This is a genomic window from Acidobacteriota bacterium, from assembly GCA_009861545.1.
In the GTDB taxonomy this organism is placed as follows: domain Bacteria; phylum Acidobacteriota; class Vicinamibacteria; order Vicinamibacterales; family UBA8438; genus WTFV01.
This window is the reverse complement of sequence record VXME01000059.1, coordinates 6,575-20,554: the sequence shown is the minus strand read 5'-3', so window position 1 is coordinate 20,554 and position 13,980 is coordinate 6,575. Positions and strand designations below refer to the sequence as shown.

Below are 13,980 nucleotides of genomic sequence, written 5' to 3'. Positions count from 1 at the left end.
TCCTTCTTTCCGGCGTTCGATCAGATGAGCACGAGCTGGCCGCTGCGCACCCATCCGACCCTGCCGTCCTCCAGGACGATCTCGACCCACGCGTCGCTGCGCCGCTCGACCCGCACGCGGGTCCCCTCGTGCACGGTGAAGATCAGCAACTCCCGGTCGTCGGACGGCGCGCTGTGCACCGCCGCCGCCGCCGCCATGATAACCGCCTCGTCGGGCCGGCCCACGCCGAGCTCGCGCGCCATGAGGCTCAGGCCGAAGACGAGCGTCAAGCCTCCGGCCACCGCCGCGACACGCCGCGACCAGGCCAGGAGAGATTCGGCCCGCCCCGCGACGGCGACGATCAACGCGCCCATCGCCGTCAGCCAGGTCAGCGTCACGACGGCCAGCAGCACCGGGCGGGACAGCAGGTCGATCCACCAGCGGGCGACGCGCAACAACCAGAAGCCCGGCAGCGGCGTGATCTCGTCCACCGTCAGCGAGCGCGCCAGCTCCAGGTTCGCGCGCAGGTCGTCGTCGCGCGGCATCATCCGCCTCGCGCGCTCGTAGTGGAGCACGGCCGGGCCCATCTCGCCCAGGCGGAACCACGCATTGCCGAGGTTGTAGTGCAACTCGCCGCTCTCGACCCCGGTCTCCAGGATCCGCTCGTACAGCGCGACCGCGCCGGCGAAGTCACCCTCCTGGTACAGACGGTTCCCCTCCTCGAAGAACGCCTCCTGCGCCGCGAGCGGCGCCGAGCAGGCCACGAGCAGCAGCGCCGCGCCGACGGCGCGCGAGAGCTCGATGCGCCTCGTCATCGCAGCGCTTCCCCCAACGCGGTCATCGCCCGCTCGGCTTCTGCGAGCAGGGCGGCCGCCGCGCCGTCGCCGTCGTCCCCCGCCGCCGGCGGCGCGAACCGCCGCTGGTCGCACTTGTCGAGACACGCCAGGTAGCGCTCGACGACGTCGTCGGGCACGCCGCGCGCCGCCAGCGCACGCCGGATGTCGTCGCGCACCAGCCCGGCCTCGGCGACGTTCAGCGAGTCGCCCAGAAAGCCGAGCAGCGCCTGGCTGATACCGGCGACGAACGCCTGGTGCTGCTCCGGAGCGCGGAGCGTCCGGGCCTGGGCCAGCCGCGAGCGCGCCGTGCGCGACGCCCGCCGCCGGCGGGCGTAAGCGACGTTCCCCTCCAGACGGTCGCGGTGGCGGCGCAGCGCGAGCGCGCCCGCGAAACCGAGAAGCGGCACCAGGAGCAGGATCCAGAAGACGCCGCTCCCGAACAGTTGCCGGTCGATCGGCACGAACGCCGAGGTCGCGACGCGTATGAACCGGATATCCTCACGCGCCGTCTCCAGCGGCGCCCTGCCACTTCCGATGAGGGCCGGACCGCCGGCCGCCGCGTCGCCCGTCACCTCCACCGCGACGGGATTCGACGCGGCAACCGCGTAACGGCCGCCGGCCGCATCGAAGTAGGGCAGCTCCACGGCGGGAATGACGTGCGAGCCGGGAGCGCGGGGAACCAGGACGTACTCGTAGCGCTTGACCCCGCTCACACCGCCCGCGCCGGCGTCGATCTCTTCGCTCACATCCGGGGGATACACGTCGAAATCCGGCGGAAACGACACCTCGGGGTCGGTGAGCGCCCGCAGGTTGCCTGCACCGCGCACGGCGAGCCGGAAGGTGAGCGCCTCGTTGGTCGCCGCCGCCGTCGGATCCAGCGAGGCCGTGACGTCCACGCTGCCGACCAGGCCGCTGAAGGCGTCCGGGCGGCCCGCGGGAGGCAGCGGCCGCACCTCGATCTCGATCGCCTCGGACTGCACCGGCACCGGCACGCTGCGGCCGAACAGCCCGCCGCCGAAGGGATCGCCGAAACCGAAGGGATCGCTGAAGAACCGGCGGGAACGGACCCGCACCTGCGCCTCGAGCGCCAGCGGCTCGATGGTGCGCGAGCCGGCGCCGGTCGGAAACAGCGCCGCGCGGCGTACGACGGTGGTCGCATACTGCACCCCGCCCCGTACCGCCTGCTCCACGCGCGGCGCCCGCGGGACGGCAATCTCCTCGACCCAGAAGCCGGTCGTGGCGGGTAGCCGCGTGATGCCGTACGATTCGACGTCCACCCGCGTGAACAACCGGTACTCGACGAGCACCGACTCGTTCACCCACGGCCCCCGAGTGCTCACCGAAGCCTCGACGAACAGATCCTCGGGCCCGATGTCCACGCCGTTCCGCGACGCGTCCGGCGCGCTCTGCGCGGAGGCCGTTCCGGCGGGCGTCACCCGGATGGCGAGCGGCTCGGTCGCGTGGTCCTCTCCGCCGGCCCGCACCCGCACCGGACCGATCCGGTGCGTGCCTTCCGCAATCGCACGGAAACGGTACTGGTAGGTGAGCGACGTCGACGTACGGCCGTTCACGAACTGCATCGACGTCTGGGTGCCCACGCCCTCGTAGGCCGCGAAGTCGGACAAGTCCGGCAGACGCGGCTCCTCGTTCGGCCGCCCCGCCCCCGAAACCTCGACGTTCAGCGTGAACCGGCCGTCTACGTCCACCTCGGCACGGTCGAGGTAGGCGCGGACCTCCACCCCCTGGGCCGCCGTGGAAGCGGCCGCCCCGAGCACCAGCAGAACCAGGACGCTCCCGGTCAGGATGCACGCAGGGGTCCCCTTCACCTGCATCGTCTTCACCACGGTCGTCGCGTGCGCCGGCCGGGATCGGCGGACCGTCGCTGCCGCTGAATCCGGCCGGGATCCTCGGTAATCGCCTGCAGCAGCCGCTCCGCCTCCTCACGACTCATCTGCCCGGGCTGCGGCTGCGCGTCCCCCTCGCCGGTTTCCGGTTCGGGCTGCGCGCCGCTCGACTGCCGCTCCTCCTGCCCGTCCCGCCCCGGCTGATCCTCCGGGTTCTCCTCCGGCGGCTGCTCCGGGGGTTGCCGGGATTCGGACGCCTGCTCCTGTCCGTCCTGTCCCGATTGCTGCCGGTCCTGATTCTGCTGGTCCTGGTCCTCGGAGTCGTCGGACTGCTGTTGCTGTCGTTGCTGCTGCTGTTCCTGCTGCTGCAACTGCTCCAGGGCCACCTCCAGGTTGTGCTTCGCGTCGGTATCCCCGGGGTTGCGCCGCAGCGCCTCCTTGTAGGCCTCTCGCGCGCCCTCCACCTGCCGCTGCCGGTAGAGAGCGTTCCCCAGGTTGTACCAGGCCTGCGCCTGCAGCGCCGGGTCGGCCGCCTCGAGAGCCCCGCGATAGGCGTCGACGGCCCTCCCGAAATCGTCCGATTGGTACAGCGCGTTGGCGTCGTTGAAGCGGATCACCGGCGAGTCCGGAGCGGCGCGCAGGCCATCGAGGTACTTCTCGTGGGCCTCGTCGTAGCGGCCTTCGCGATAGAGACGGTTTCCCTCCTGCACGTCGGCCCGTCCCGCCTGCGCCACCGAGAACGACGGCAACCCGACGCTGACCATGGCCAGCACCAGCACGACGACCGGTGACACCCGCATCAGCGCAACCTCCCGATCCAGGCCTCCGCGGCCCGACGCCGCTCCGGAACCAACGTCTCGGCCAGCAGCAACACCAGTGCCAGGCCGAGAAAGATCTGGTACTGCTCCTCGTAGCGGGTCACCTCGCGCGACTCGATCTCCGCGCCCTCGCCGCCCGTCAGCTCCTCCACGAGCCGATCGAACGCGGCCCCCGCACCGGCCGCCGCGTGATAATAGGCGCCGCCCGTCCGGTCCGCCACCCGCCGCAGCGTTGCGTCGTCGAGACGCGTCGTGACGACGCTTCCCTCCGCGTCCCGCAGGAAGCCGTTCGGCTCGCCCGCCTCGTCGAAGCTCGGAATCGGCACGCCCTCGGTCGACCCCATGCCGACGGTGTGGACCTGTACGCCCTCGTCCACGGCGCGTTCGACGGCCGCGTCGATCGCGCCCTCGTGATCTTCCCCGTCCGTGATGACCACGAGTTGACGACTCCGCCCTTCCAGCTCGCCGAAGCCGTCGAGCGCCACTTCCAGGGCCTGGCCGAGATCGGTCCCCGGCACCGGCACCAGCCCCGGCTCCATCGCGTTGAGGAACAACGCCGCCGCTGCGTAGTCCAGCGTCAGGGGGCTCTGCACGAAAGCCTCGCCGGCGAACGCCACCAATCCGATCCTGTCCCCGTCGAGCCGCTGGATCAGACGGCCGACGGCCAGCTTGGCCGCGGCGAGCCGGTTGGGAGCGGCGTCCTCGGCCTCCATCGACGCCGACAGATCGAGCGCCACCACCACGTCCTGCCCCTCGCGCCGCACCGTCTCGACGCGGTCGCCGAACTGCGGTCGGGCGAGCGCCGTCACCAGCAGCATCACCGCCGCGAGCATCAGCGCCGTACGCGCCGCCCGGCCGCGGCGGCTGACCGCGGCGGTCAGCCGGTCGATCCGCCCGCGCTCACCGAACCGATCGAGCGCGCGCCGCCGCCGCGCGGCCGCCCACCACTCCAGCGCCGCCAGCGCCGGCAGTAGCAGGTACGCGTAGAGCAGGCCCTCGAACCCGAAACGGAACATCGGCTCGCCTCTTTCCCTTCCCCGAACGCTTACGGCAAGCGCCTCAGCACGGTCCGGCCGAGCGCCGCCTCCAGCAGCAGCAGCCCGAGCCCGGCGCCGAGCGGCAGGTGGAACAGCTCGCCGTAGCGCGTGAACGAGGTCATCTCGATCGCGGTCGTCTCCAGGGCGTCTATTTCCTCATAGACGCGCTCCAGGCTCTCCCGGTCGGTCGCCCGAAAGTAGCGGCCGCCGGTCAGCGATGCGATCCCCTCGAGCGCCTCGTCGTCGATGTCGACCTGCACCTGGACGGTGCGGCGGCCGAACAGCGGATCGTCCACCGGTATGGGCGCCGCGCCGCGCGTGCCCGCCCCGACGGCATAGATGCGTACTCCCAGCGCCTGGGCCATCTGGGCCGCCGTCGGCGGATCGATCGAGCCCCGGTTGTTCCGGCCGTCGGTGAGCAGCACGACGACCTTCGATTCGGCGCTCGAATCGTCGAGCCGCTTGACGGCGGTGGCCAGCCCCATGCCGATCGCCGTGCCGTCCTCGATGACGCCTACCTCCAGCTCCTCGATCAGCGTGGTCACCACGCGGTGGTCGAGGGTGAGCGGCGCCTGCGTGAACGCCTCGCCGGCGAAGACGACCAGCCCGATGCGATCGTTCGACCGCCGCCGCACGAAGCTCGCGGCCGCCTCCCGGGCCGCCCCGATGCGGTTCGGCTCCAGGTCCTCGGCCAGCATGGAACTCGACAGGTCCAGCACCAGCACGATGTCGATGCCGTCGGTGGCGACGTTCTCGGCCGTCACCCCGGTCTGCGGGCGGGCGAACGCGATCAGCAGCAGCGCCAGCGCCAGGATGCGCAACCCGAAGGGCACGTGCCGCCAGCGCCCGGTGCGGCGCCGGTCCGCACGCACCAGCCGGTCGACCACCGGGTACCGCACGGCGCCGAGCGAGCGCTCCGCGCGGGTGGCGTACCACCAGGCGAGCGGCGGCAACAGCAACAGGAGCAGCAGGTAGTGCGGGTCCACGAACCGGTCGATCATGCCGTGCCCGCCTCCGCGGGCGCCGGTGCCGCGTCCGGCGCGGCCTCCGCCGACGAGGCCACCACCCGCGTCCGATCCACCAGACTCCGCCCCAGCGGGATCACCTCGCGGCAACGTTCGAGGGCCGGCCGGTGCTTGGCGAACTTCACGAGATCGCAACCTTGGAGCAGCCGCCGGAAATCGAGCAACACCTCGTCGTCCACCTCCTGGCCGCGCAGCCCGTCGAGCACCTCGCCGGTCGTCATTTCCAGCGCGTCCATGCCGAAGCGTCCCTCGACGTACGCCCGGACGATGTCGGACGCCCGGATGTGGAAGACCTTGATCTCTCCCCTGTCGGGCAGGCGCTCGGCCTCCAGGGTACGAAATGCTTCGTAGGCCGTCTCGTGCGCGGGACGCGGCGGCTCGGCCGGCGCGAGGATGCTGCCCGGCGCACGCCGGCGGCTCCGCCGCCAGAGCCAGTACAGCCCGCCCGCCAGCAGCAGAATCCCGGCCAGCCACGGCAGGAGGGTCAGCACGCTCAAGGGAATGTCGAGAGGTCCCTTGATGGCGCGGATGTCGCCGCCCTCGTCGAGGCCGACGCTCACCACGGTGACCGTCCGGGACTCCGTCTCCAGATTCGTCGCGCTGCCGTTCGCGTCGAGCACCTCGATCCCGACCGCGGGCACTTCCAGGTCGCCCAGCTCGAACGCGGTGAGGATCAGTTCCGCGCTCGCTATCGCGCGGTCGCCCTCGACTGCCGGTGCGGCCACGCGCCGCTCCAGCACCTCGAACGGCCCCAGGCTCTCCAGCTCCGGCCAGACCACGGCCCCGTCGGCCTCGTGCTCGACCTCGATGGTGAGCCGTACGCGGTCCCCCACCGCGATCTGCGCCGGCGCCAGCGTGGTGCTGACCGCGGGCCTCCCGCTCTGCCCGGCAACCGCGGCGCCTGGCGCAAGACCGACCGACAGCGCCGCCGGGACGACGGACACGCCGGCGAGTAGCCACGCGGCGGCCGTCGAGCGCGGCCTCATCGGAACCGCCTCGCCCGCTCGCGGAAGAATCGCATCAACCGCTCGATGTAGGGACGGTCCGCGGCCACCTCGATCACGTCGACCCCGGTCCGCCGGAAGAGCTGCGTGCGCCCCTCCTCGGCCGACCGCGCGTCGGCCGCGAATGCCTCCCGGAACGCCCGATCCGACAGGTTCACGGTCAGCCGCGCTCCCGTCTCGGCGTCCTCGAAGTCGACCAGGCCGATGTCGGGCAGCTCGGCCTCCCGCCGGTCTCCGATGCGGATGGCGACCAGGTCGTGCCGACGCGCTGCGACGGCCAGCGCCTGGTGGTGGCCCCCGGCAAGGAAGTCGGAGACCACGAACACCACGGCGCGGCGCGAGACCACCCGCGCGAGGTATTCCAGCGCACCGCCGACGTCGGTGCCCCGCCCCTCCGCCCGCGTGTAGATCAGCTCGCGCAGCACCCGCAGCACGTGCCGCCGGCCCTTGCGCGGCGGGACGAACTTCTCGATGCGGTCGCTGAACAGGATCAATCCCACCTTGTCGTTGTTCTTGATCGCGCTGAACGCGAGGATCGCGCAGATCTCCGCCGCCACCTCTTCCTTCATGCGCCCGCCCGAGCCGAAGTCTCCCGAGCCGCTCACGTCCACCAGCAGCACGACGGTCAGCTCGCGCTCCTCCTCGAACACCTTCACGAACGGGGCGCCGGTGCGCGCGGTGACGTTCCAGTCGATGCTGCGGATGTCGTCACCGTACTGGTACTCGCGCACTTCGGCGAAGCTCATTCCGCGGCCCTTGAAGACGGAGTGGTACTCCCCGGAGAACACGTCGTTCACCAGACCGCGCGTCGCGATCTCCACCCGCCGCACCTGCCTGAGGACCTCGCGCGGAATCATGACCCGATCTACGGCACTTCCACCTTGCCCAGCACGCGGTTGACGACGTCGTCCGCGGACACCTCCTCGGCCTCCGCCTCGTAGGTGAGCAGCACCCGGTGGCGAAGCACGTCGAGGCCGATGGAGCGGACGTCCTCCGGCGTCACGTAGCCGCGCCGGCGGAGGAACGCATGGGCCCGCGCCGCCCGGGCCAGGTTGATCGTGGCGCGCGGCGAGGCGCCGAACGCGATGAGCTGGCCCAGGTCCTGCAGGCCGCAGCCCGCCGGCTCGCGGGTGGCGAACACCAGATCGACGATGTAGCGCTCCACCTGCGGGTCCATGTAGATCATCTCCACCGCGGACCGCGCGCGGCGGATGTCGTCGGGATGAACGACGGGCTCGATTTTCGCCTCGTCGCCGGTGGCCATCCGGCGCATAACCTCGATCTCGTCGTCCCTCCCCGGGTACCCGACGACGACCTTGAACATGAACCGGTCGACCTGCGCCTCGGGCAGCGGATACGTCCCCTCCTGCTCGATCGGGTTCTGGGTGGCGAGCACCAGAAACGGCTGCTCGAGCGGATACGTCGTGTCGCCGATCGTCACCGTCCGCTCCGCCATGGCCTCGAGCAGCGCCGACTGCACCTTGGCGGGCGAGCGGTTGATCTCGTCGGCGAGGATCAGGTTCGAGAAGATGGGCCCCTTCTTCGTCCGGAATGCCGAGTGCTGCGGGTCGTAGATCAGGGTCCCGATCAAGTCGGCGGGCAGCAGGTCGGGCGTGAACTGGATCCGCCGGAACGTCGTGTCGATGGCTCGCGCCAGGGTCCTGACGGTCAGGGTCTTGGCCAGCCCCGGCACCCCCTCCATCAGGACGTGCCCGTCGGCCAGCAGGCCGATGACGAGCCGCTCCACCATGGCCCGCTGCCCGACGATGACCCGTCCGACCTCGCCGAGCAACCGCTCGACGAAGGCGCTCTCCTGGTGGATCTTCTCCTGTATCGCTTCGATGTCGTGGTGCATGTCGCGTATCCGATCGTAACGGAGCAGCCCGGGGCGCAGGTCCCCGCGGCGTTCGACCGGCGGTGCACCCTGCCGGGACCCGCCGCGCCTCCGTCGAATATGCCCTGAATGTCGCTTGCGATCAAGAATCTTGACACAGAGTCATGGCGCGTGGTACCTCTCGACGTCGCGCGGAGCGAACCGGAGTCGACGGCAGGAGCGGAAGCGGGCTCTCGCGCCGCAGAGAGTAAGATCCGGGACAAGATCATGAACGAACTCAACAAGACGGCCATCTTCGTCGGCGTCGCCCTCGTCCTCGGCGTCGTGGCGTTCGCCAGCGCCCCGCGCCGGGCGGCTCCCGATCTCTTCTTCGACGTCGGCGAGGCGTTCTTCCCCGAGTTCGCCGACCCGGACGCGGCCGCGTCGCTGGAGGTGATGGAATTCGACGAGGATACCGCCTCGGCCACCCCGTTCCAGGTGACCAACCAGGGCGGGTTGTGGACCATCCCGTCGCACCACGACTACCAGGCCGACGGCGCCGAGCGGCTGTCCAACATCGCGGCGGACATCATCAGCCTGGTCAAGGAGGACTTCCGCTCGGACAACGTCGCCGACCACGAGGCGCTCGGAGTCATCGAGCCCTCCGATCTGACCACCTCCAGCCTGGTGGGCCGCGGCACCCGGGTGACCGTCCGGGACACCAACACCGAGATCCTCGCCGACCTGATCGTCGGCAACCGGGTCCCGAACCGGCCCGGACTGCGCTTCGTGCGAATCCCCGAGCAGAAACGGGTCTACACCGCCCGCTTCGAGGCCGACATCTCCACCCGCTTCGAGGACTGGATCGAGCGCAACCTGCTGGAGGTGGAGCGCGACCAGGTGGACCACATCGTGCTGAACGAGTACACCGTCGACGAGGTCACCCGCCGGGCCTCGCCGCCCAGCGAGTTCACGCTGGACAAGGTCGACGACACGACGTGGAACGGCTCCGGGGTCACGGAGGACCAGGAGGTCGACTTCGTCGAGGTCAACCGCCTCGTCGGCGCGATCATCGGCATGCGCATCGCCGGCGTCCGCCCCAAGCCGGCGGGGATGACCGGCAACCTGCGCGACGCCGCCATGGCCGGCCGCATCGGCCAGACCGACATCATCGACCTGATCAACAAGGGCTTCTACCCCACCGCCGAGGGGGGCCTGCTCTCCAACGAGGGCGAGCTGCTCGTGCGCACCACCGAGGGCGTGCTGTACACGCTGCGCTTCGGCGAGATCGTCTACGGCCGGGGCGACGCCATCCTGCTCGGCAGCGACGAGAGCGACGACGAGGAGGCCGGACCGGGCGAGAACCGCTACGTGTTCATCACCGCGGCGTTCGACGAGGCGGCCCTTCCCGAGCCGGACGCAGCGGACGCCGATGCGCACGCCTCGTGGGAACGGCGGGTCGCCGAGGGGCGCGAGAAGGCGGAACGACTGGCTGCGCGCTTCTCCCGCTGGTACTACGTCGTCGCGGCCAGCAGCTACGACCGCATCCACAAGCCGCGCGAGGACTTCCTGAAGGAAATCGAGGAAGTGGACGCAGCGGGCGCGTAGGAATTCAGGGGCCGCTCCACATGACAGTCCAGGCCGCTCCAGCGGAATCCGCTCCGCTCGCCACGGACGAGAGCAATGCGCCGGCCGCGGTGCACCGACTTTCCCTGGAGAACGGCGACCGGCTCACCCGGCGGGAGTTCGAGCGGCGGTACGCGACGCGGCCCGACATCAAGAAGGCGGAGTTGATCGAAGGAGTCGTCTACGTGTCAGCCGCCGTTCGTCTCACCAGCCACGCGGAGCCGCACTCCGTGGCTCTGACCTGGCTCGGAAACTACTGCGCCCACACACCGAGAGTTCGGGTGGCAGACAACGCCACGGTGCGTCTCGACCTCGACAACGAGCCCCAGCCGGACGTCCTGCTGCGCATCGAGCCGCAGGCCGGCGGCCAGTCGCAAGTCAGCGACGACGACTACCTCGACGGGGCGCCGGAGCTGATCGTCGAGATAGCAGCCAGCAGCGCGACGTACGACCTGCACGACAAGCTGCGGGTATACCGCCGCAACGGGGTCCGGGAGTACGTCGTCTGGCGCGTCCACGACCGGCGGATCGACTGGTTCGTGCTGGCGGACGACGAGTACCGCCGGCTGGAGCCCGACACGGACGGGGTTCTCCACAGCACCGTCTTCCCCGGCCTGCGGCTCGCCGCAAAGGCGCTGTTGGCCGGTAACGTCGCGACCGTGCTCGCCGAGCTGCGGCGCGGTCTCGACACCGACGAGCATGCCGCGTTCGTCAAGCGCATGGCGGCCGCGTCGTAGGCCCCCGGGCGCTCCCTCACTGTCCCCAGGCACCCTCTGCTCCAGGCCGACATCCTGCATCACCGCTCCCGACCTGCGTCGGCAAGGGGTCCGCTCGATTCGACGACTGGCTGATCGGCCAGACGGCCGATGTCGGGTACGCTTCCCCACAATGATCGTCGATCCGTACTTCTATCTCGCCGCCACCGTCGCCGTGCTCATCGTCGGCATGGCCAAGGGCGGCTTCGGCGGGGGCATCGCCGTCGTCGGCGTGCCGCTGATGGCCATGGTCGTCAGCCCCTTCCAGGCGGCCGCCGTGATGCTGCCGATCCTGATGGTGATGGACGTCCTGGCGATGCGCGCCTACTGGGGCCGGTGGGACTGGCGCAACCTCAGGATCCTGCTGCCGGCCGCGATGCTGGGCACGCTTCTCGGCTTCGTGACCGCCCGCGCGATCTCCGCCGACGGTCTTCGCGTCCTGGTCGCCGTCGTCGCGCTCGTCTACGCGATCCAGTACTTCCGCCGCCGCCCCGGCGACCGTAGCCGTCCACCGCGGACCGGCCCCGGCGTGTTCTGGGGCGCCACGGCCGGGTTCACCAGCTTCTCGATCCACGCCGGCGGGCCGCCGCTGCAGGCGTTCCTGCTGCCGCAGCGCATGCACCGGACGACGTTCCAGGCCACCAGCGTGATGTTCTTCTTCGTGGTCAACTGGTCGAAGGTGGGTCCGTACTACTGGCTCGGCCAGTGGACGACGGACAACCTGCTGACGTCGCTGGTTCTCTTGCCGTTGGCGCCGGTGGGCGTTTTCCTCGGCCGCTATCTGCACGACCGGGTGGACGACGAGCTCTTCTTCCGCGTCGTTCACGCGTCGCTGTTCGTGATCGGGGTCAAGCTGTTGTACGACGCAACGGGCGCCTGAAGCTCGTCGAGATAGACCAACTCCGGATCGCCGGCCAGTGCAAACGCGCCGTGCTGTCCGCCCTGGCTACCTATAATCGCTGTTGGATGATCGACTCCACGCCGGGCGCCATCGCGCACCCACGGCGGCACCGGCCGCCAATCTTCGTTCTCGTCCTGCTCGTTGTCTGCCTCGGCCCGGCCGCCTGCCGCGGACTGCAATGGGAGGACTACATGGAGGCCGCCTACCACGCCCGCCAGGACGGCCGCTACCGCGAGGCCGAGGAGCTGCTTCTCGTGGCGGCCGACCAGGCGGCGACCTTTCCCCCGGATGACCTGCGGCGAGCCATGACGCTGAACGACCTCGCGGAGATCTGCATCGCGGAACAGCGCCATTCGGAGGTCGAGGTGCTCTACCGACAGGCTACCGAGGTCATCGAGGCGGCACTCGGTCCGGAGCACCTCGATCTGGCCGCTCACCTCGCGACGGTCGCCGCGTTCTATGCGGCGCAGGGGATCTACACCGAGGCCGAGCCGCGCTACGAGCGCGCCGTAGCGATCATGGAGCCGGCGCTCGGGTGGGCGCACCCCGACCTGGCCGCCCACTTCGCCTCTCTGGCCTCCGTCTACCACCGCCAGGGCCTGCACGCGGAGGCCGAGCCGCTCTTCGAGCGGGCCCTGGCCGTCCTGGATCTCGCACTGGAACCGGACAACGTGCGGCTGGCCGAGATACTGGAGGAATACGCGGAGCTGCTGCGGGCGACCAACCGGGGGGTCGAGGCGGGCCCGCTCGAAGCGCGCGCGCGGCGCATCCGCGCCACGCCGTAGTCTTTCGCTGGCTGGATTTGCTTTAGGAACAACCGTCGCCGAACTCAGTTCACCCCGGGCTCGGCGCCGACCTCGACGAGATACTCGACGACGCTCTCGTACTGAAGCGCCTCGGCCTCGTCGAGCACGGTGCGGCCGGCGGCGTCGACCGCGTTGACGTCGATGCCGAGATCGACGGCGAGCATGACCGCTTCGAGGGTTCGCAATTCCGCCGTGGGAGCACCGCCGTACGGCACCCAGGGCCGGGCGCGGCGGCCGCCCATCCCGAAGGCAGCCATCAGGGCCGTGGTGCGCTCCGTCTGCCACTGCATGCGGCCGTCGACGATGTAGTCGACCTCGTGCACGAAGTGCGGGTCGGCGCCGTGATCCGCGAGCAGGCGCATCAGGTCGATGCGCGCGAACCGGGCGGCGAGCCAGAAGGGGCTGGCGCCGACGAGCGGCGGCGGGTAGTGATGGTCGCGTGACGCGCGCCGCGTCGGCGTCCAGGTCAGTAGGCGCTGGTTGGGGTCGGCTCCATGTGCGAGGAGCGCCGCGACCATCCGGCTGTCGTTGCGCATCACCGCGTCGTGCAGCGCCGCGAAGCCCGCAGCGGCGGCGTTCGGGTCGGCACCGTTCTCGAGGAGGAACTCCAACAGCTCGCGGTGGCCGCCGTGGGCTGCCAGCACGACCGCACCGACCCCCCAGGCGTCGGCGTCGTCGACGTCCGCTCCCGCCTCGACCAGGACGCGCGCAGACGCCAGATCGCCGGCGCGGACGGCGAACAGCAGCGCGGTGTTGCCGCCGTGGGGAATCTCGCGGTTGTACTCCGGCCGGCTGTGCGGGGGCACCGCCATGACCTGCGTCCAGACGTCCGAGCGCACGCCCAGGTCCGCACCGGCCCCGAGCAGCGCCTCGACGACGTCGGGATGCCCCTGTGCCGCAGCCCACATCAGGGCCGTCTGTCCGCGCGAGCCCTGCCGGTCGAGATCGGCGCCGGCGGCCGCGAGCTGCCGAACCACCTCGGTGCTCCCGGCGCGGGCCGCCACCATGATCGGCGTCTCGCCGCTCAGGAGCTCGCGGTTCGGGTCGGCGCCCGCTTCCAGCAACATCCGCACCACGGCGGTGCTCCGGTTCTCGCTGGCCGCCCAGACCGGGGTCGCACCCAGATCGTTCGCCGCGCTGACATCGGCGCCGGCGTCGATGAGGAGGCGTACGCTCTCGCGGTCGTCGCGGTGGCTCGCCCAGAGCAGTGCGGTCGAGCCGTCCAACTCGGCCGCGCCCGCATCGGCGCCGGCTTCCAGCAACGCCCGGACGCGGGCGGCGTCGCCCGCCCTGGCCGCATCGATCACGCCCCCATCGCCGACGGCGACACGAGTCTCCGCCGGGGCCGACTCACCCGCCTGTGCCAGCGCCCCTGACGGGGCCAGCAACAGCGCCGAGGCGAACGCGGCCACGACCGCGAGAGCCCCCCCCCCCCGCCCCCCGCGGGGGGGCGGGGGCGGGGAGCCGGGCGGGCGGGCGCCGGCGCGCGGCGGCGCGGGCCGGGGGGGGGGGGGGGGAGGGGGGGGGGGTGGTAGT

At 71.0% G+C, this 13,980-nt stretch carries 13 protein-coding genes and 1 pseudogene; 5 read left to right on the top strand and 9 right to left on the bottom strand.

The genetic code is table 11. The annotated features are described in order from the left end of the window. Window positions 1–20: 20 nt before the first annotated feature. From F4X11_09150 to F4X11_09115, 8 genes are read right to left on the bottom strand one after another with little or no spacing between them, the layout of a single operon-like run. Window positions 21–794: a tetratricopeptide repeat protein gene (locus tag F4X11_09150; protein MYN65180.1), complete on the bottom strand. Its 774-nt coding sequence runs from the start codon at window positions 792–794 to the stop codon at window positions 21–23. Further along, window positions 791–2,659, bottom strand: a complete 1,869-nt coding sequence (locus F4X11_09145) for a protein BatD (protein ID MYN65179.1) — start codon at window positions 2,657–2,659, stop codon at window positions 791–793. Before F4X11_09145 ends, F4X11_09150 begins: the two co-directional genes overlap by 4 nt. Next, window positions 2,653–3,459 (bottom strand): tetratricopeptide repeat protein, encoded by an 807-nt coding sequence (locus F4X11_09140; GenBank protein MYN65178.1) that lies wholly within the window; start codon window positions 3,457–3,459, stop codon window positions 2,653–2,655. The genes F4X11_09145 and F4X11_09140 overlap by 7 nt, the downstream gene beginning before the upstream one ends. Continuing rightward, window positions 3,459–4,493, bottom strand: a complete 1,035-nt coding sequence (locus F4X11_09135) for a VWA domain-containing protein (protein MYN65177.1) — start codon at window positions 4,491–4,493, stop codon at window positions 3,459–3,461. Before F4X11_09135 ends, F4X11_09140 begins: the two co-directional genes overlap by 1 nt. A 29-nt stretch (window positions 4,494–4,522) precedes the next feature. Then, window positions 4,523–5,515: a VWA domain-containing protein gene (locus F4X11_09130; GenBank protein ID MYN65176.1), complete on the bottom strand. Its 993-nt coding sequence runs from the start codon at window positions 5,513–5,515 to the stop codon at window positions 4,523–4,525. Beyond that, window positions 5,512–6,525, bottom strand: a complete 1,014-nt coding sequence (locus F4X11_09125; GenBank protein ID MYN65175.1) for a hypothetical protein — start codon at window positions 6,523–6,525, stop codon at window positions 5,512–5,514. Before F4X11_09125 ends, F4X11_09130 begins: the two co-directional genes overlap by 4 nt. Then, window positions 6,522–7,400, bottom strand: a complete 879-nt coding sequence (locus F4X11_09120) for a DUF58 domain-containing protein (protein MYN65174.1) — start codon at window positions 7,398–7,400, stop codon at window positions 6,522–6,524. The genes F4X11_09125 and F4X11_09120 overlap by 4 nt, the downstream gene beginning before the upstream one ends. Window positions 7,401–7,408: 8 nt before the next feature. Next, window positions 7,409–8,398, bottom strand: a complete 990-nt coding sequence (locus F4X11_09115; protein MYN65173.1) for a MoxR family ATPase — start codon at window positions 8,396–8,398, stop codon at window positions 7,409–7,411. A gap of 246 nt (window positions 8,399–8,644) precedes the next feature. On the opposite strand from F4X11_09115, the gene F4X11_09110 reads away from it, so the two are divergent. The 4 genes from F4X11_09110 to F4X11_09095 all read left to right on the top strand — a co-directional run bounded on the left by F4X11_09110 (window position 8,645) and on the right by F4X11_09095 (window position 12,423). Beyond that, on the top strand, window positions 8,645–9,964 hold the full coding sequence (locus F4X11_09110) for a DUF4340 domain-containing protein (protein ID MYN65172.1): 1,320 nt from the start codon (window positions 8,645–8,647) through the stop codon (window positions 9,962–9,964). Window positions 9,965–9,984: 20 nt separating this feature from the next. After that, entirely contained in the window at window positions 9,985–10,719 is a 735-nt protein-coding gene (locus tag F4X11_09105; protein MYN65171.1) for a Uma2 family endonuclease, read from the top strand. A gap of 151 nt (window positions 10,720–10,870) precedes the next feature. Then, a complete protein-coding gene (locus F4X11_09100; protein MYN65170.1) occupies window positions 10,871–11,617 on the top strand; it encodes a sulfite exporter TauE/SafE family protein in 747 nt (248 codons plus the stop codon). An 86-nt stretch (window positions 11,618–11,703) separates the two neighbouring features. Then, window positions 11,704–12,423: a tetratricopeptide repeat protein gene (locus F4X11_09095; protein ID MYN65169.1), complete on the top strand. Its 720-nt coding sequence runs from the start codon at window positions 11,704–11,706 to the stop codon at window positions 12,421–12,423. 44 nt (window positions 12,424–12,467) lie between these two features. Here F4X11_09095 and F4X11_09090 read toward each other — a convergent pair whose 3' ends face one another. After that, window positions 12,468–13,856 carry an ankyrin repeat domain-containing protein gene (locus F4X11_09090; protein ID MYN65168.1) on the bottom strand — a complete coding sequence of 463 codons (1,389 nt, stop codon included), beginning with the start codon at window positions 13,854–13,856 and terminating at the stop codon, window positions 12,468–12,470. Window positions 13,857–13,889: 33 nt separating this feature from the next. Between F4X11_09090 and F4X11_09085 the strand changes: the two are divergent. Continuing rightward, window positions 13,890–13,973, top strand: a pseudogene (locus tag F4X11_09085) (single-stranded DNA-binding protein). Window positions 13,974–13,980 lie beyond the last annotated feature (7 nt).